At 30.3% G+C, this 18,844-nt stretch carries 15 protein-coding genes; 13 read left to right on the top strand and 2 right to left on the bottom strand.

What is annotated here, in order from left to right; translation table 11 throughout:
* The first annotated feature begins 39 nt into the window (after positions 1 to 39).
* Positions 40 to 2,067 (top strand): S9 family peptidase, encoded by a 2,028-nt coding sequence (locus OD91_RS01430; protein WP_144894626.1) that lies wholly within the window; start codon positions 40 to 42, stop codon positions 2,065 to 2,067.
* Positions 2,068 to 2,155: 88 nt separating this feature from the next.
* Positions 2,156 to 3,340, top strand: a complete 1,185-nt coding sequence (locus tag OD91_RS01425) for an asparagine synthetase B (protein WP_144896897.1) — start codon at positions 2,156 to 2,158, stop codon at positions 3,338 to 3,340.
* A gap of 196 nt (positions 3,341 to 3,536) precedes the next feature.
* Here the strand turns inward: OD91_RS01425 and OD91_RS01420 are convergent, their stop codons facing one another.
* Positions 3,537 to 5,231 carry an AraC family transcriptional regulator gene (locus tag OD91_RS01420; RefSeq protein ID WP_186434369.1) on the bottom strand — a complete coding sequence of 565 codons (1,695 nt, stop codon included), beginning with the start codon at positions 5,229 to 5,231 and terminating at the stop codon, positions 3,537 to 3,539.
* A 368-nt stretch (positions 5,232 to 5,599) separates the two neighbouring features.
* On the opposite strand from OD91_RS01420, the gene OD91_RS01415 reads away from it, so the two are divergent.
* Entirely contained in the window at positions 5,600 to 6,445 is an 846-nt protein-coding gene (locus tag OD91_RS01415) for a transketolase (protein ID WP_144894624.1), read from the top strand.
* Between the two features lie 162 nt (positions 6,446 to 6,607).
* Positions 6,608 to 7,738, top strand: a complete 1,131-nt coding sequence (bshA, locus tag OD91_RS01410) for an N-acetyl-alpha-D-glucosaminyl L-malate synthase BshA (protein WP_144894623.1) — start codon at positions 6,608 to 6,610, stop codon at positions 7,736 to 7,738.
* A gap of 110 nt (positions 7,739 to 7,848) precedes the next feature.
* Here bshA and aroB read toward each other — a convergent pair whose 3' ends face one another.
* On the bottom strand, positions 7,849 to 8,907 hold the full coding sequence (aroB, locus tag OD91_RS01405; protein WP_144894622.1) for a 3-dehydroquinate synthase: 1,059 nt from the start codon (positions 8,905 to 8,907) through the stop codon (positions 7,849 to 7,851).
* A 90-nt stretch (positions 8,908 to 8,997) separates the two neighbouring features.
* On the opposite strand from aroB, the gene OD91_RS01400 reads away from it, so the two are divergent.
* From OD91_RS01400 to hisH, 9 genes are all read left to right on the top strand, one after another.
* Positions 8,998 to 10,161, top strand: coding sequence for a proline dehydrogenase family protein (locus OD91_RS01400; protein ID WP_144894621.1), 1,164 nt, complete (start codon positions 8,998 to 9,000; stop codon positions 10,159 to 10,161).
* Positions 10,161 to 10,442 carry an LETM1 domain-containing protein gene (locus OD91_RS01395; RefSeq protein WP_144894620.1) on the top strand — a complete coding sequence of 94 codons (282 nt, stop codon included), beginning with the start codon at positions 10,161 to 10,163 and terminating at the stop codon, positions 10,440 to 10,442. Before OD91_RS01400 ends, OD91_RS01395 begins: the two co-directional genes overlap by 1 nt.
* Positions 10,443 to 10,562: 120 nt before the next feature.
* Positions 10,563 to 12,332: a translational GTPase TypA gene (typA, locus tag OD91_RS01390; protein ID WP_144894619.1), complete on the top strand. Its 1,770-nt coding sequence runs from the start codon at positions 10,563 to 10,565 to the stop codon at positions 12,330 to 12,332.
* Positions 12,333 to 12,402: 70 nt separating this feature from the next.
* Positions 12,403 to 13,554 (top strand): SAM-dependent methyltransferase, encoded by a 1,152-nt coding sequence (locus tag OD91_RS01385; RefSeq protein ID WP_144894618.1) that lies wholly within the window; start codon positions 12,403 to 12,405, stop codon positions 13,552 to 13,554.
* A 291-nt stretch (positions 13,555 to 13,845) separates the two neighbouring features.
* Complete coding sequence (hisG, locus tag OD91_RS01380) at positions 13,846 to 14,703, top strand: ATP phosphoribosyltransferase (protein WP_144894617.1); 858 nt, start codon at positions 13,846 to 13,848, stop codon at positions 14,701 to 14,703.
* A complete protein-coding gene (hisD, locus tag OD91_RS01375) occupies positions 14,703 to 15,989 on the top strand; it encodes a histidinol dehydrogenase (protein WP_144894616.1) in 1,287 nt (428 codons plus the stop codon). The genes hisG and hisD overlap by 1 nt, the downstream gene beginning before the upstream one ends.
* Positions 15,986 to 17,023 carry a histidinol-phosphate transaminase gene (hisC, locus tag OD91_RS01370; RefSeq protein WP_144894615.1) on the top strand — a complete coding sequence of 346 codons (1,038 nt, stop codon included), beginning with the start codon at positions 15,986 to 15,988 and terminating at the stop codon, positions 17,021 to 17,023. Before hisD ends, hisC begins: the two co-directional genes overlap by 4 nt.
* Positions 17,020 to 18,156: a bifunctional histidinol-phosphatase/imidazoleglycerol-phosphate dehydratase HisB gene (gene hisB, locus OD91_RS01365; RefSeq protein ID WP_144894614.1), complete on the top strand. Its 1,137-nt coding sequence runs from the start codon at positions 17,020 to 17,022 to the stop codon at positions 18,154 to 18,156. The genes hisC and hisB overlap by 4 nt, the downstream gene beginning before the upstream one ends.
* A gap of 75 nt (positions 18,157 to 18,231) precedes the next feature.
* Positions 18,232 to 18,825 (top strand): imidazole glycerol phosphate synthase subunit HisH, encoded by a 594-nt coding sequence (gene hisH, locus OD91_RS01360; protein WP_144894613.1) that lies wholly within the window; start codon positions 18,232 to 18,234, stop codon positions 18,823 to 18,825.
* Positions 18,826 to 18,844 lie beyond the last annotated feature (19 nt).

The raw sequence follows: 18,844 nt of genomic DNA, 5'->3' as shown, positions 1-18,844 counted from the left end.
AGTAATTGTGTATTTTAGTTTTTTACAATAGCATTAACTATGAAGCGTATATTTTTTATTGTCTTTTACCTTATTAGTCTTCAAATAGTTGTTTCTCAAAATGAGAAATTACCTTTTCAACAATTAGATGTATTTTCTTTAGAATGGGTTTCCGACCCTCAAATTTCTCCAGATGCAACACAAGTTGTTTATAGAAGAACTGGTTTTGATATTATGAAAGATACTTCTAAAGGCAATCTTTGGATTATTAATACAGATGGATCATCACATAGAAAATTAACTTCAAGAGAAGTAAACGAATCGCAAGCTAGATGGTCTCCAAACGGAGATAGAATTGCTTTTGTAAGTACAACAAAAGAAGGTTCAGAACTATATATGTATTGGGTTAACACTAGTAAAATAGCTAAGATTTCTCAATTAGAAATGTCTCCAAGTAGTATAACTTGGTCTCCAGATGGAAAACAAATTGCTTTTACAATGTTTAAAGCAGAAAAGTCTCCGGTTGTTATTAAAATGCCAAAGAAGCCAAAAGGTGCAAAATGGGCAAAATCAGCAAGAATTACAGATAGATTAAAACATGAAGCTGATGGTAGAGGCTATTTAAAACCTGGTTTTACGCATATTTTTACCATTCCTGCGGAAGGAGGAACACCCAGACAATTAACAAGTGATACTTATAACCACAGAGGAAGTTTGTCGTTTTCTCCAGATGGTACATTTATTTACTTTTCTGCCAATAGAGTAAAAGATTGGGAATATAAATTTAGAAATAACGAAGTATATAAAATACATACAGCAACTAAAAAAATAACGGTATTAACTTCTCAAAATGGACCAGATTATTCACCTAAAGTATCTCCAAATGGAAAGAAAGTAGCGTATTTAGGTTTTAAAGATAAAGTACAAACGCATCAAAATAGGGTATTGAATATTATGGATACAAATGGAAACAATCAAAAAGTTGTCTCCAAAAAGTTTGATAACAGTATTTCTAATATTTCTTGGGATAAAAAGGGGAAAGGTTTGTATTTTACCTATGATGAGAAAGGAAATTCTAAAGTTGGATATATTTCCTTAAATGGAAAAATAACAAAACTTGCAGATAATTTAGGAGGAACTACAATTGGTAGACCTTATGCATCTGGCTCTTATTCTGTTGCTAATAATGGAACCTTGGTGTATACACAAACTAGACCCGAATACCCAGCAGAATTGGCTGTAATTCAAGATAATAAATCAGTAAAACTCATCACTAATTTAAACGAAGATGTTTTAAGTTATAGAGAATTAGGTGTTACAGAAGAAGTTTGGTACAAATCTACTTTCGATGGCAGAAATATACAAGGTTGGATTGTGAAACCACCAAATTATGATGCTTCAAAAAAATATCCATTGATCGTTGAAAATCATGGTGGGCCAATTTTAAATTATGGCGATCGTTTTTCTGCTGAAATGCAGCTATATGCTGCAGATGGGTATGTAGTTTTTTATCCTAATCCTAGAGGAAGTACAAGTTATGGTGAAGAATTTGGAAATTTATTATATAATAATTATCCAGGTGAAGACTATAATGATGTTATGGACGGTGTAGATTATTTAGTTAAAAAAGGATTGGTTGACAATGATAAGTTATTTGTAACTGGAGGAAGTGCTGGTGGTATTATGACGGCTTGGATGATTGGTAAAAACAATCGATTTAAAGCTTCTGCTGTTGTTAAACCAGTAATGAATTGGATAAGTAAAACATTGGTTGCCGATAATTATTATGGTTATGCAAATTCACGGTATCCAGGGCAACCTTGGGAAAATTTTGATACGTATTGGAAATTTTCTCCGTTATCATTAGTAGGTAATATTGAAACACCAACTATGGTCATGGTAGGTATGAATGATTTAAGGACACCTCCAAGTGAGGCAAAACAATTATATCATGCGTTAAAACTAAGGAAAATTGAAACTATTTTGGTGGAAATTCCTGAAGCTTCACATGGTATTGCTAGAAAACCAAGTAATTTAATTAGTAAAGTTGCCCATGTTTTGGCTTGGTTTAAAGATTATAATAAATAAAAGAAATATCAGATTGAAGAAATTTTTAACATTACTTACTTTTTTATTCTTATCAAATTCTATTTGGGCATCTTTTATTTATGTGCCTATGAGTCATGATAATCAGAAAAATCATCTAAAAGCATATGGAATTGTTTACTATTCTTTACAACAAGGTATTAAAGCTAAATGGTTGTTAAATTATGATGGTGGCGCATTTTTGATAGAAAATAACCCAGTAATTGAAAAAGAGTGTAAAATTAGAGGAGTTTCGTATCAAATAATTTCAACGGCAAAATCTGCATTAATTTTAGAAGAAATTTCATCACCTTCTAAAAATCAAGAAGCAGTAACGTTAGAAAAAGCTCCAAAAATAGCAGTATATTCTCCAAAAGACAAAATGCCTTGGGATGATGCTGTAACTATGGTATTAACGTATGCAGAGATTCCGTTTGATGTAGTCTATGACGAGGAGGTTCTGAGTGATAAATTGTTGTTATACGAATGGTTGCACTTGCATCATGAAGATTTTACAGGTCAGTATGGACGTTTTTATGGCGCTTTTAGAACTGCTCCTTGGTATATAGAAGGGAAGAAGCGGTCTGAAAAATTAGCAGCTAAATTAGGATATGGAAAAGTATCGCAAGCAAAATTAGCTGTGTCAAAGAAAATTAGAGATTATGTTGTTGGAGGTGGATTTATGTTTGCCATGTGTTCTGCAACCGATAGTTTTGATATTGCTTTATCTGCCGAAGGAGTTGATATTTCAGAAGCCATGTTTGATGGAGATGCATCCGAACCTAGCTATCAATCTAAAATAAACTATAATAAAACGTTTGCTTTTAAAGATTTTCAACTGATTAGAAATCCGACCACCTATGAGTTTTCTACGATTGATATGACTAGAAAGCGTAGAATTCCGAAAACATCAGATTATTTTTCTTTAATAGAGTTTTCTGCAAAGTGGGATCAAGTTCCTACTATGTTAACACAGAATCATACGCAATTGGTAAAAGCTTTTATGGGACAAACGACTTCTTTTGATAGGAATACGGTAAAATCAACCGTATTAGTTTTAGGAGAAAATAGAACAAATAGAGAAGCGCGTTATATTCATGGAACGAAAGGAAAAGGCATGTTTACTTTTTATGGAGGCCATGACCCAGAAGATTACACCCATAGAGTAGGAGACCCAAAAACTGAACTAGATTTACATCCAACTTCGCCTGGATATCGTTTAATTTTAAATAATGTATTATTTCCTGCTGCTAAGAAAAAGAAGCAAAAAACTTAATTTTTGTACTAATTTATTTCATGAACTTATCGAAATTCATGAAAACAGACTATATTTTGTTTTTACTTTAAAGGTTTAGACTTACTTTTAACAATCATTAAAAAGAGCTCAATAATTAATTACTAATTTGTATGCTTACTTAGGGGGTAGTATTATAAAAAAAATAAATATTATAGGCTCTTTTTTCTTCTTTTTTTTATTTATCAAATTTTTTCAACTCTTTGATGTAATAGGAAGGTTTCAATCCAGTTTTTTTGAAGAATGCATTAGAAAAAGATTCAGAATTATTAAAACCAACTTCTTTTGCAATGGCTTTAATAGTATATTTTCTAATCTCAGATTGACTATTTAGTAATTCTAAACAATGATTTATACGTAAGTCGCTTATATATTTAGAATAACTTACTTTTTTATAAAAATTAATTATTTTAGATAAATAATTTGGGTTAGTATTTATTTCCTTTGCTAAAGAATTAAGGCTAAGTTTACTATTTGTATAGTTTTTGTTTTCTTCAAAGCTATTTAAAGAGTCTATAATACTAGCTACAATTTCTTTAGAAAGGTTGATTTCAGATGATTTAATGGGTTCTGCTTTAGATTTATTAAAAGCAATTTTATCTTCCTTATTGTTAATTAACTCTTCAAACTTTAATTTAATTTTTCTTCGTTTTCTATACTGATACCCGGTTAATATTAATGCTAATAAAGCAATAATTCCTAAAATAGTTTTTGCATTATTTGATGAATGAACATTAACTTGTAGTTTATTAATAAGACGTTCTTTTTGGGCAATTAAATTTGGTGTATCAAATTCTTCAGTAAAAGTTTTAGTCAATTCAAAATTATCTTTTGTAAGTATATTATCTAATTTTAATAACTTTTCTATATATAATAATTGATTTTTAAGATCATTTTTTCCTTTATAATACTTGATTAAAAATGTATAACTACTTTTTTGTACTTTATTAGGTATATTCTTCGAACTATATAACGAATCTATAAGTAAATTGTATTTTAAAGTTTTTTTTGTATTTCCTAAATAAAACTCTGATTTAGCAATATAATAGTAAGCATAGTTTAATGCTGAATAATTTTCTTCTAATTCAATTGATGGTATAGATTTGTTTATTAATTGAATTGTTTTTTTATAGTTCTTTTTTTCGAATTCAATTTGTCCTTGTCTAAATGTAAGAAAGTTTAAATTGAATGTATCTTTTGTGTTTTTAGCATATAAAGTAGCTTTAGCATTATAAAAATTTGCAGAATCTAACTTTTTTTCTTGTAAGAAATCTAAAGTTAAATTTGATAATAGATTAAAATAATTTATTGAGTCTTTATATTTCGGATTCCTTTCATAAAAATTATAAACTTCTCGGTATATTTTTTTAGAATCATTTAACTCGTTATTTTTTGATTTTAAAATACCTACCAATTGTTTTGCAATATATTTAAGGCTATCATTTTTATTTATATTGGTGTATTTTATTGCTAGTAATAAATTTTCTAACGATTTTTTATTCTCTTCTTTATATTGATAATATTCACCTTTTTGAAAATAGGCTATTGCAGGAAATAATTTTGAAGGGACGTTTTTTGTTGAAAATATTAAATTATCTAAGTAATTAATAAAGATAGAATCATTTTTTAAAACTTCACTTTTATAAAAATAACCATCAATTAAACTTAGAGTATCATTTTCTTTTTTAGATTTAAGTAAAAAACTATCAGAGTAATGCTTCGCTTTTATTGAATCAGTAAACTTATATTTATAATATTTATCTGAAATATAATTGTAAGTAGAGTCAATTAAAGTGTGTTGGTTTTGAGAAGTTATTTTCGTGCTAAAAATGAAAATAAGTAGTAAAGTAGCAAAACGTATTATATTGATCATAGCAGATAACATATATTGCAAACATAAAATATTAATTCTTCTTATCCTATATGTTTAATAGTTTTATAAGGGGAAAAAACCTTTTGTATTTAGTCGAAATTCATAAATTTAGACTTGCAATTATTGTAACAATGCTTTAAATGCTTTAAATTTGTTACTTAGAAAAGAGTATTGTGTTTTTAATTTTTTCCAAAAATAAAGGGAAACTATGAAAAAGGAAACATCAAGCTCTTTTCTTTTTTTAAACTTTTTGATACTATTTTTAATTAATTTAAAAATAGCCTGTTAATAATTATTAAAGAAAACTTATTCAAAATCAATACAAATACAATCGCTTTTGTATTTTTGCTGGCAACAAAATTTAAATAATGCCAACAACACAGCAATTACAGGATTTTACCCAACAGGTTCGAAGAGATATATTAAGAATGGTGCATGCCGTAAATTCTGGTCATCCAGGAGGTTCGTTAGGCTGTGCAGAGTTTATTACTGTTTTATATCAAGAAGTAATGAAACATTCATCAGATTTTACTATGGACGGGAAGAATGAAGATTTATTCTTTTTATCAAACGGACATATTTCACCTGTTTTTTATAGTGTTTTAGCCCGAAGTGGTTATTTTGATGTAGCAGAATTAGCAACGTTTAGAAAGTTAAATTCGCGTTTACAAGGACATCCAACAACTCATGAAGGTTTACCAGGAATTAGAATGGCGTCTGGATCATTAGGACAAGGGTTGTCTGTTGCCATTGGAGCAGCAACAACAAAAAAGTTGAATAATGATGATCGTTTAGTGTATTCTTTACATGGTGATGGTGAATTACAAGAAGGCCAAAACTGGGAAGCAATTATGTATGCATCAGCAAAAAAAATTGATAACTTAATTGCAACCATAGATTTAAACGGTAAACAAATTGATGGTGCTACAGATGATGTATTACCAATGGGAAGTATTAAAGATAAATTTCTTGCTTTTGGTTGGGATGTATTAGAAGTTAAGGAAGGAAATGATATAGAGGCTATTTTAGCAGGCTTAGCGGAAGCAAAATCATTAACTGGCAAAGGAAAACCAATTTGTATTTTATTGTACACAGAGATGGGGAATGGGATCGATTACATGATGTATACGCATGCTTGGCACGGAAAAGCTCCTAATGATGAGCAATTAGAAAATGCTTTAACTCAAAATCCAGTAACATTAGGAGATTATTAGTATTATTTTAAATAATCAATGATATAGATAAGAGTTTTTCATTTTTTGAAAAACTCTTTTTTTGTGAATTTATTTAACGTTAAAATGTAAGAATACTTTTATCTTTACAACTAAAGTTATAAAAGAGTAGTATTCTTTTTAATATTAAATCATTTAATAAATATGAAGATAGGAATTGTTTGTTATCCAACATTTGGAGGAAGTGGAGTAGTGGCAACAGAATTTGGAATGGCATTGGCGGATAAAGGACATGAAGTTCATTTTATAACTTATAATCAACCAGTTAGGTTAGATTTTTTTACTCACAATTTACATTTTCACGAAGTTTTATTAGAAGAATATCCATTATTCCAATATCAACCTTATGAACTTGCTTTGTCAAGTAAAATGGTGGAAATTGTAGAAAAGCATCAACTTGAAGTATTGCATGTGCATTATGCAATTCCGCATGCGTACGCTGCCTTTATGGCAAAAAAGATGTTATTAGAAAAAGGAATTCATATTAAAGTTGTCACAACATTACATGGTACAGATATTACGCTTGTTGGAAGTCATCCAACGTATAAAACTGCGGTTGAATTTAGTATCAATAATTCTGATGTAGTTACCTCGGTATCAAATAGTTTAAAAGAAGATACCTTACGTCTTTTTAATATTACTAATGACATAAAAGTAATCTATAATTTTATTGATACTGAGAAGTATGACAAAGCGAATCAAACTGAATGTAAAAGAGCTGGAATTGCGCTACCTGAAGAAAGAATCGTAACTCACGTTAGTAATTTTAGACCCGTAAAAAGAACTGAGGACGTTATTAAAGTCTTTAATGAAATTCAGAAAGAAATTCCTTCAAAATTATTAATGGTTGGTGATGGAGTAGATAGAAGTAAAACTGAATTATTAGTAAAAGAATTAGGAATAGAGGATAAAGTTTTATTCTTAGGCAACAGTAATGAAGTTGCTAAAATTCTATGCTATTCAGACTTGTTTTTGTTACCTTCTAAAACAGAAAGTTTTGGTTTGGCAGCTTTAGAGGCAATGGCAGCATCTACGGCTGTAATATCAACAAATACAGGTGGATTGCCAGAAGTTAATATTCATGGAAAAACTGGATATTTAAGTACTATTGGTGATATATCTGATATGGCAAAAAACGCAATTACTATTTTAAAAGACGATGAAACTTTAGATACGTTTAAACACAATGCAAAAGAACATACTAAGTTATTCTCTTTAGAAAATATTCTACCAGTTTATGAGGATATTTATCAATCTTGTTATGTTAAGAATTAAATTCCGCTGTCATTCTTGCTAAGGCAGAAACCTCTAAATATAGTAAAGCTCAAGATTCCTGTCTTCACAGGAATAACAATTATTAGAGTTATAAAAAAGGGGAAATCTGCTTAACTATTATAATATTCTAAACTTCTAATAATCAGTTCTTCTGAAGCAATACAATCTAATTTGTAATCTTCAAAATCTTTTAATAAAACAAAGTTAACCTGTCCGTTTACGTTTTTCTTATCATGTTTTAGAAACTCCATGATAGGGTTAAAATCTAAAGTAAGAATAGGCACTTTTCCATAAACAGAAATAATCAACTCTTTTACGGCTGTTAATTTATCTTTAGAAAAACCTAGTAATACAGAAGAAAGATAACTTTCTGTAATCATACCAATTGCAATTGCTTCCCCATGAGTTAGGTTTTCTTTTTCATCAGAAGCTAAAAAATAAGACTCAATAGCATGCCCTAAAGTATGTCCGAAATTTAGAATTTTTCTTAATCCATTTTCTTTAGGATCTTCAAGAACAACTTCGTTTTTTATTTCAATAGACCTGTGAATTAATTTGCTGATATTGTTTGAATTATCATTTATTAATTCATTAATTAGTTTAATGTCGTATGTGTAGCCATATTTAATAATTTCTGCTTTTCCAGAGCGAATTTCACGTTCAGAAACTGTGCCTAAAAATGTTTCATCTACAATCACCATTTGCGGATTAGCAAACAGACCTACTAGGTTTTTCAATACACCTAAATCTACACCCGTTTTTCCTCCAACGGAAGCATCAACCATAGAAAGTAAAGTAGTAGGTACATTAACAAAGTCAATTCCACGTTTAAAAGTAGAAGCTACAAATCCACCCAAATCAGTAATTACACCACCACCTAAGGTAATTAGTAAACTTTTTCTATCTGCATCCAATTCAGTCATAGCCTCCCAAACTCCAGTACAAGTATCAATGGTTTTATTGATTTCACCAGATTCAATTTCTATGACTTCAATTCTAGTATGTGTGCTAAAATTTGACATAAAAGTAGGGTAACAATGCTCTAAAGTGTTTTCATCTACCAAAATAAATATAGAAGAATAGCTTTTTTCTTCAACTAATTTTGATAGTTCTTGATAGCCTTTATCCTGAAAATGAACAAAATATGATACTGCTTTAATGGATTTCATGCACAAAAAATTTGAAGCCGCAAATTAAGTAGAAAATATTTAATTTTTTCTTTTTATAAGTATCTTTGTTTGGATATAAATTATTAGTGAATGAAACTCTTTGATAATACAGAAGTTGCCTTTTCTTTAAAATCTGATTCTCAGTTAGAACGCGCTTATTTTCTTTTTAAAATGATTCAAAATCAACCTATGGTTAGAATAGGTAGTGCTGTAACCAACTTTGCATTAAAAGCGCATTTGCCTATTGAGGGATTGATTCGTTCTACAGTTTTCGATCATTTTTGTGGAGGCGTAACAGAAGATGATTGTTTGCCAATAATAGCCAATATGTATACTAATGGTAAAGTTCATAGTGTTTTAGACTATTCTGTAGAAGGGAAGGATGAAGAAATTAGTTTTGACGGCGCTTTAAAAAAGATATTACGAATCATTAATTTTTGTGAAGAAAAACAATCGATTCCGTATGCGGTATTTAAACCATCAGGTTTTGGGCGTTTTGGTTTGTATCAAAAAATATCAGAAGGAAAATCGTTGTCGGATAAAGAGACAAAAGAGTGGGATAGAGTATTAGAGCGTTTTCATACTGTTTGTAAAGACGCAGTTAAAAAAGATGTTCCGTTACTAATTGACGCTGAAGAAAGTTGGATGCAAGATGCAGCAGATGAGTTGATTGAGGAATTAATGGAAACTTACAACAAAGAAAAAGCCATTGTTTTTAATACATTACAAATGTATCGTCATGATAGAATGGAGTATTTAACAAAGCTTCATCAAAAAGCGAAAGAAAAGGGTTTTCATATTGGTATGAAAGTGGTTCGTGGCGCTTATATGGAAAAAGAAAGAGAAAGAGCTGAAGAAAACGGCTATCCATCACCAATTTGTGAAAATAAAAAAGCGACTGATGAAAATTATGATACCGCTATAAAATATATGATGGAACATCCAAAAATGGCTTTATTTGCGGGTACTCATAATGAAGAAAGTTCTTATTTAGTAATGGAGCTTGCAAAAAAATATGGAATTGAAGAGAACGATAATCGGCTATGGTTTGGTCAATTATTTGGAATGAGCGATCATATCAGTTATAATTTAGCAAATAAAGGCTACAATGTTGCTAAATACTTGCCTTTTGGACCTGTAAGAGACGTTATGCCGTACTTAATCAGAAGGGCAGAAGAAAATACTTCTGTTGCTGGTCAAACAAGTAGAGAGCTTAATTTATTAAAAACTGAGCGTAAGCGAAGAAAAATTTAATGACTACAAAAGAAGAGTTTAAAGAAATTCTTGAAAAGAATAAAAAACGCTTAGCTAAAGAGTTAGCACAGAGTAAAGAAGCTGTTGGGTTGATAAAAAAAGCAACACATACTTCTTTAGATGATGATGAAAAAGAAAAAATAAAAGAACAACTCTTAGATATATGTAAAGCAATACCAGCTTTTGCTGTGTTTTTGCTTCCTGGTGGTGCATTATTATTGCCTTTATTGATAAAATTAATTCCAGATATTTTGCCTTCTGCCTTTAGAGAAGATGCATAAGTATCTACTTTTTTAATTTCTTTTTACAATTTTAGGCCTTGTTACTTTAAAACTTTTCAGCTTTTCAACTTTGTATTGAGAAGAATACACTACTTTTGCACGAAATTTAAGAAATTAAGCATGCAAATCAGAAACATCGCTATTATAGCGCACGTTGATCACGGGAAAACAACATTAGTAGATAAAATTATAGATCAAGCTAAGATTTTGGACGATCGTAAAGAACGTACAGATTTATTGTTAGATAATAATGATTTAGAACGTGAAAGAGGAATTACTATTCTTTCTAAAAACGTATCTGTAAACTATAAGAACACTAAAATCAATGTAATTGATACTCCTGGTCACGCCGATTTTGGTGGAGAAGTAGAGCGTGTATTAAAAATGGCAGATGGTGTTTTGTTATTGGTTGATGCTTTTGAAGGCCCTATGCCACAAACCCGTTTTGTTTTAGGAAAAGCTTTAGAATTAGGTTTAACGCCAATTGTAGTTGTAAATAAAGTAGATAAAGAAAACTGTACTCCTGATTTAGTTCATGAAAAAGTTTTTGATTTAATGTTCGCTTTAGAAGCTACAGAAGAACAATTAGATTTTGCAACTATTTATGGTTCTGCAAAGAATAATTGGATGAGTACAGATTGGCAAAATGAAACAGATAATATTGTTCCATTATTAGATGCTGTATTAGAATCTATTCCAGCTACAACTTACAATGAAGGAACACCTCAAATGCAAATTACTTCTTTAGATTTTTCTTCTTTTACAGGTAGAATCGCTATTGGACGTGTATTTAGAGGAGATTTAGAAGTAGGTAAAGATTATAAGCTTTGTAAGGCTGATGGTTCTACCAAGAAAGTAAGAATTAAAGAATTACACGTTTTTGAAGGAATGGGTAAAGCGCAAGTACAAAAAGTTCCTTGTGGAGATATTTGTGCTATTACTGGTATTGAAGGATTTGAAATTGGTGATACAATTGCAGATTTAGAAAACCCAGAAGCATTACCAAGAACTGAAATTGACCAACCTACCATGAGTATGTTGTTTACAATTAACAACTCACCTTTCTTTGGTAAAGAAGGTAAATATGTAACATCTCGTCACATTAGAGACAGACTGTTTAAAGAATTAGAAAAGAACTTAGCATTAAAAGTAGAAACTACAGATTCTGAAGATAAATTTAACGTTTTCGGACGTGGAGTTTTACATTTATCTGTATTAATCGAAACAATGCGTAGAGAAGGATATGAGTTACAAGTGGGAAGACCACAAGTAATCATTAAAGAAATAGATGGTAAGAAACACGAGCCAATGGAAACATTGTCTATTGATGTTCCTGAAGATATGGCTTCTAAAGCAATTAATTTAGTTTCTTTGAGAAAAGGAGATTTATTAATTATGGAACCAAAAGGAGATTTACAACATTTAGAATTTTCTATTCCTTCAAGAGGATTAATTGGTTTAAGAAATAGAATTTTAACAGCTACAGCTGGTACAGCAATTATAAATCACCGTTTTTCTGAATACGGTCTTTATAAAGGAGATTTTACAGAAGATGTAAAAGGAGCTATAATTTCTTCTGCAGCTGGTAAAGCAACAGCGTATGCGTTAAATCGTTTACAAGATAGAGGACGTTTCTTTATAGACATTAACCAAGAAATTTATATTGGTCAAGTAATTGGAGAAAATAGTAAGGATACTGATTTAGCTGTAAACTTAATTAAAGGAAAGCAGTTAACAAACATGCGTAAATCTGGTACAGATGATGCTATGAAAATTGCTCCAAAAGTAGATTTTTCTTTAGAAGAAAATATGGAATACATTAAAGTTGATGAGTATTTAGAAGTTACTCCAGAAAGCTTACGTATGCGTAAAATTAATTTTAGACCATAGTCTTTACTTGAAATAACAATTAATTTAACCCATCAATTTTGATGGGTTTTGTTTTTAATATCTTTGCACCATGAACGACTTTTCAAATTTGTATGACACTTTAAGAGAAAGTATAACAAAGGATAATTTTGTTAAACTGACATTGAGTAAACCTATTCGAAAAAGTGAAGAATTACAAAACGTATATGTACGTCAAATTGTTTTAAAAGGCGAGCAATCTTTTCAGTTTTTATATAGAAACAAAACCAATGATTATGTTAAAAACTATTCGTTACAAGAAGTTATTGTTGAATTAGAAGGTTTGTTAACTATTAATTTTAGAGCAGCTACATTATTTACTTTAGAAAATGATTTACAAGTTTTTATTTCTAAGAAGAAGAAAATCTCTTACAAGACGGTAGCACCAAGTTTTAAAAATAAATTACCCGATACGCACGATAAACCTAAAGTTAAAAGAATAGAAAAGAGCGAGTATTTATTTCATTTGGGGATAACGGATAAAGAAGGGAAGGTAATCCATAAAATGGCAGATAAGTACCGTCAAATCAATAAGTATTTAGAAATAATAGAAGGATTATTGGCTAGCTCTAAATTGGCTAAAAACATCCATATTGTAGATATGGGTTCGGGTAAAGGTTATTTAACCTTTGCTTTGTATGATTATTTAGTCAATCAAAAAAAATACAACGCAAGGATTACCGGTATAGAGTTGCGCAAAGAATTGGTGAATTATTGTAATGATATCGCTGAAAAATCTAGTTTTAAAAACCTAAACTTTGTTGCCAAACCGATTCAAGAATATCAAGAAGAAAAAATAGATATCCTAATTGCGTTACATGCGTGTGATACTGCCACAGATGATGCAATTTACAAAGGATTAGCATCAAAAGCATCCTTAATTATTTGTGCGCCCTGTTGTCATAAACAAATCCGTCAGCAAGTAAAAGGGAAGGAGCAAGAAAGCCCATTATTAAAATACGGTATTTTTAAAGAACGTCAGTTTGAAATGGTTACGGATACAATTAGAGCCTTAATTCTAGAAAAACACGATTATAACACCAAAGTATTTGAATTCATAAGCAATGAACATACAAGAAAAAATGTAATGTTAGTAGCTTCTAAATCAACAAAAAAGAGTGATGATGAAGCTATCAATTCAAAAATTTTGAGTTTAAAAGAAAGCTATGCTATTGAAAGTCATTACTTAGAAACGTTGCTTTAATAGTAATTTTAAGTAGTAAAAATTATTAAATTGACAAATCTTCGTTAAATTCATCAAAAAAAAGAGACTCCATTAGGTTTTATTAAAAATAATTACAAATATTTGTCATGTAAACAAAAAGACATGACTTTTATTCAAAATCATCATCACCATTTTCATATTTGCTCTCAAGCGAACTGAAAATGTATTGAATAAAATCAAAACATATTTTAAACCCGTTTGAGACAATCAAGCGGGTTTTTTAATGAACAAAACCAAACTTGATTGTTTCAACAATCTAAAAACAACAAAATGAGTAAGTTAAAGATAGCTATTCAAAAATCAGGAAGATTAAATCAAGATTCATTACAAATCTTAAAAGATTGTGGTATTTCTATTGATAATGGAAAAGATCAATTAAAAGCAAGTGCAAGTAATTTTCCATTAGAAGTTTTTTACCTAAGAAACGGCGATATTCCACAGTATTTAAGGGATGGAGTAGTAGATTGTGCTATAATTGGAGAGAATGTATTGGTAGAAAAAGGGCAAGATTTAAACTTTACACAACGTTTAGGGTTTTCTAAATGTAAAGTATCAGTAGCCGTGACTAAATCAACAGAATATACCAATTTAAAAGATTTAGAAGGGAAAAGAATTGCAACATCGTATCCAAATACGGTGCAACAATTTTTAGATAAAAATAATGTTGATGCAAAACTTCATATTATTAATGGATCTGTAGAAATAGCTCCAAATATTGGATTAGCGGATGCAATTGTAGATATTGTTTCTAGTGGTAGTACGTTGTTTAAGAACGGGTTAAAAGAAGTAGAGGTTTTATTAAAATCAGAAGCAGTTTTAGCAGTTTCACCTTTAATTTCTGATGAAAATCAAGCCTTATTAAACAAAATAGAGTTTAGAATGCAGTCGGTTTTAAAAGGAAAAAACTCGAAATATGTATTGTTAAATGCACCTAATGATCGATTAGAAGAAATTATTACATTATTGCCAGGTATGAAAAGTCCAACTGTGCTTCCTTTAGCAGAAAAAGGTTGGAGTTCTGTACACACTGTAATTGATAAAAATCAATTTTGGGAAATTATTGACGAGTTAAAAGACAAAGGAGCAGAAGGAATTTTAGTATGTCCAATTGAAAAAATGGTATTGTAATGAAAGTACTTCAGAATCCACCGAAAAACACATGGAATTCTATTTTAGAAAGACCTACACAGTCTTTGGAAGAAGTAGAAAACACTGTAGACCAAATTTTTAGTGATGTTCAGCAAAATGGAGATTTTGCAATATCAAAATATACATCGATTTTTGATAATGTTGTTATTGAGAATAAGTTAGTTTCTAATGATGAAATTAATGAAGCTTCAAATCAAGTTTCACCAGCATTAAAAGAAGCTATAGCGGCTGCAAAAGCAAATATTGAAAAGTTCCATACTGCTCAGAAAACAGAAAAAGTGTATGTAGAAACTGTTAATGGCGTAGAATGTTGGCAAGAAAAAAGAGCGATTCAGAAAGTAGGTTTATACATTCCTGGAGGTACAGCACCCTTATTTTCAACAGTACTAATGTTGGCAGTTCCTGCACAAATTGCAGGTTGTAAAGAATTGATTTTGTGTTCTCCGCCAAATAAAGAAGGGAAAATTCACCCAGCAATAATATATACTGCACAACTTTGTGGGGTAACTAAAATATATAAGGTTGGTGGAATTCAGGCAATTGCAGGACTAACTTTTGGTACAGAAACGATTCCTCAGGTGTATAAAATATTTGGGCCAGGAAATCAGTTTGTTACCGTTGCAAAGCAATTAGCAACAAAATATGGTGTTGCCATTGATATGCCAGCTGGACCAAGTGAATTATTAGTTGTTGCAGACGATTCTGCGGATGCTAGTTTTGTAGCTTCAGATTTGTTAAGTCAAGCAGAACATGGAGTTGATAGTCAAGTTATTTTAGTATCTACGTCGAATACTTTTATTGATTTAGTTTCTAAAGAGATAGAAAAACAACTTTCTGTATTGCCCAGAAAGGCGATTGCAGAAAAAGCAATTTCAAATTCTAAATTGATTTATGTTGCAAATGATGAAGTAGCCTTAGAATTAATTAATGAATATGGGCCAGAACATTTTATTATTTGTACAAATAATAACGATTATTACATCGATAATATTATTAATGTAGGTTCTGTGTTTATTGGAAACTATACACCAGAAAGTGCAGGAGATTATGCGTCTGGAACCAATCATACATTGCCAACTAACGGATTTAGTAAAGCGTATTCTGGTGTAAATTTAGATAGTTTTACCAAAAGTATTACGTTCCAAAAAATATCAAAAAAAGGAATTCAGAATATTGGAAAATCAATAGAATTAATGGCAGAAGCAGAAGGGTTACAAGCCCATAAAAATGCGGTTAGTTTACGTTTAAAAAGTTTAGAGTCATGAACATATCCAAACTAGTTAGAAAAAACGTTTTGTCTTTACAACCATATTCATCTGCAAGAGACGAATATAAGGATGCTACAAGCAATATGATTTTTTTAGATGCAAACGAAAATCCTTTTGAAAACGGAAGTAATCGATATCCAGATCCACAACAAACCGATGTTAAAATACGGTTGTCGGAATTAAATAATATTCCTATTGAAAATATTTTGTTAGGAAATGGAAGTGATGAAGTATTAGACCTGATTTTTAGGGTTTTTTGTGAACCCAATGAAGATAACATCATTACGTTACCACCAACTTATGGAATGTACAGTGTTTTAGCAAACATCAATGCTGTTGAAAATAGAAAAGTGTTGCTAAATGACAATTTTCAGCTAAATGTTGATGAAATTTTGGAGCAAGTAGATGCTAATTCCAAATTGATATTTTTATGTACACCAAATAATCCGACAGGAAATAGTTTTACACAAGAATCAATTGAAATATTGCTTACTAAATTTAATGGAATTGTAGTAATTGACGAAGCTTATATTGATTTTTCTGAAAATGAAAGTTGGTTAAAAGTATTACATAAATACCCTAATTTAATCGTGATACAAACCTTGTCTAAAGCCTTTGGTATGGCAGGAATACGATTAGGTATAAGTTATGCATCAAAAGAAATAATTTCGGTTTTAAATAAAATTAAACCACCTTATAACGTAAATAATCTAACACAAGCTAAAGCCTTAGTTAGATTGAATAAAATGGAGGAAGTTAATAACGAAATTAATCAACTTAAAAGCGAAAGAAAAAGACTTTATCAACAAATTGAAAAAATTAGTTTTGTAGAAAAAGTATATCCGTCGGATGCTAATTTTATTCTAATAAAAGTTGATGACGCAACTAAAAGATATAATCAATTAATTGATTTAGGACTCGTTATAAGAAATAGAACTAATCAACCTTTATGTGATAATTGTTTGCGAATTAGTGTAGGTATTTTAGAAGAAAATTCAAGGTTAATTAGAGCGTTAAAAATAATAAAATGAAAAAAGTATTATTTATAGATAGAGACGGTACGTTGGCTATAGAACCACCAATCGATTACCAATTAGATAGTTTAGAAAAATTAGAGTTTTATCCAGGTGTTTTTAGATGGTTAGGTAAAATTGCAGATGAGTTGGATTATGAATTAGTGATGGTTACCAATCAGGATGGTTTAGGAACCGATTCTTTTCCAGAAGACACGTTTTGGCCAGCACAAAATAAAGTAATTCAAGCTTTTAAAAATGAAGGTGTAGAGTTTGCAGAGGTTTTAATAGACAAGTCTTTTCCAGAAGACAATGCACCAACAAGAAAGCCAAGAACTGGCTTATTAACAAAATATTTTTCTGAAGCGTATGATTTAGAAAATTCCTTTGTTTTAGGTGATCGAATTACCGACATGGAGTTAGCAAAAAATTTAGGAGCCAAAGGAATTTATTTGTCTGAAGATCCTGAATTAGGAGTTAATGAAATTGAAACACCTAAGGAAGACATTGTAAATGCAATCGCTTTAACAAGTACCGATTGGAAAGCTATATATGAATTTTTAAAGTTAGAAGATCGCGTAACAGAAATTACTAGAAATACGAATGAAACGAAGATTTACATCAAGTTAAATTTAGATGGTTCTGGTAAAAATGATATCGATACTGGGCTGAAGTTTTTTGATCACATGCTAGATCAAATCGGACGTCATGGTTCGATGGATTTAACCATAAAAGTAGATGGCGATTTAGAGGTTGATGAGCATCACACGATTGAAGATACTATGATTGCCTTTGGTGAATTATTTAATAAAGCTTTAGGTAACAAATTAGGAATAGAACGATACGGTTTTTGTTTACCAATGGACGATTGTTTAGCGCAAGTAGCTGTCGATTTTGGTGGTAGAAATTGGTTAGAATGGGATGCAGAATTTAAGAGAGAAAAAGTAGGAGATATGCCTACAGAAATGTTTTTTCACTTATTTAAATCCTTTACAGATGGTGCAAAATGCAACTTGAATATTAAAGCTGAAGGAGATAATGAACATCATAAAATTGAAGGTATTTTTAAAGCGTTCGCAAAAGCTATGAAAATGGCTGTAAAACGAGATGCAAATAAAATGTTTTTACCATCAACAAAAGGAATGCTATAAAATTTGTTGCTAGTATTTAGTTATTGGATTATAAATTTCCCAACAACAAAGCACTAGCAACCAACAACGATTAAAATGAAACTAGTAATAATTGATTACGGTGCAGGAAATATAAAAAGCATCCAATTTGCCTTTAAGCGTTTGGGTGTTGATGCTGTTTTGTCCAATAATATTGATGAAATTAAAGCTGCTGATAAGGTGATTTTTCCTGGAGTAGGAGAAGCGAGTTCAGCAATGAAAATGTTAGAAGAAAGTGGGTTGGACAAGGTTATTCCAACCTTAAATCAGCCTGTTTTAGGTATTTGTTTAGGAATGCAATTAATGTGTGATTTTTCTGAAGAAGGAAACACAAAAGGTTTGGGTATTTTTAATGTACATGTAAAACGTTTTTCTAACGCGGTTAAGGTGCCGCAAATGGGATGGAATACCATTACCAATTTAAAGTCTGACTTATTTAATGATATTAAAGATCAAGAATTCATGTATTTAGTGCATAGTTTTTATGCTGAAAATTGTAAAGAAACGATTGCTTCTTCAAAGTATGGCATTGAATATGCATCAGCTTTAAAAAAAGATAATTTTTATGGGGTTCAATTTCATCCAGAAAAATCATCAAAAGCAGGAGAACAAATTTTAAAAAATTTCCTTGAACTAACAACTAACAACTAACAACTAACAACTAACAACT

The sequence above is a fragment of the Lutibacter sp. Hel_I_33_5 genome (genome assembly GCF_007827455.1).
In the GTDB taxonomy this organism is placed as follows: Bacteria; Bacteroidota; Bacteroidia; order Flavobacteriales; family Flavobacteriaceae; genus Polaribacter.
The sequence above is the reverse complement of the archived record's forward strand: the minus strand, read 5'-3'. Positions and strand labels throughout refer to the sequence as shown.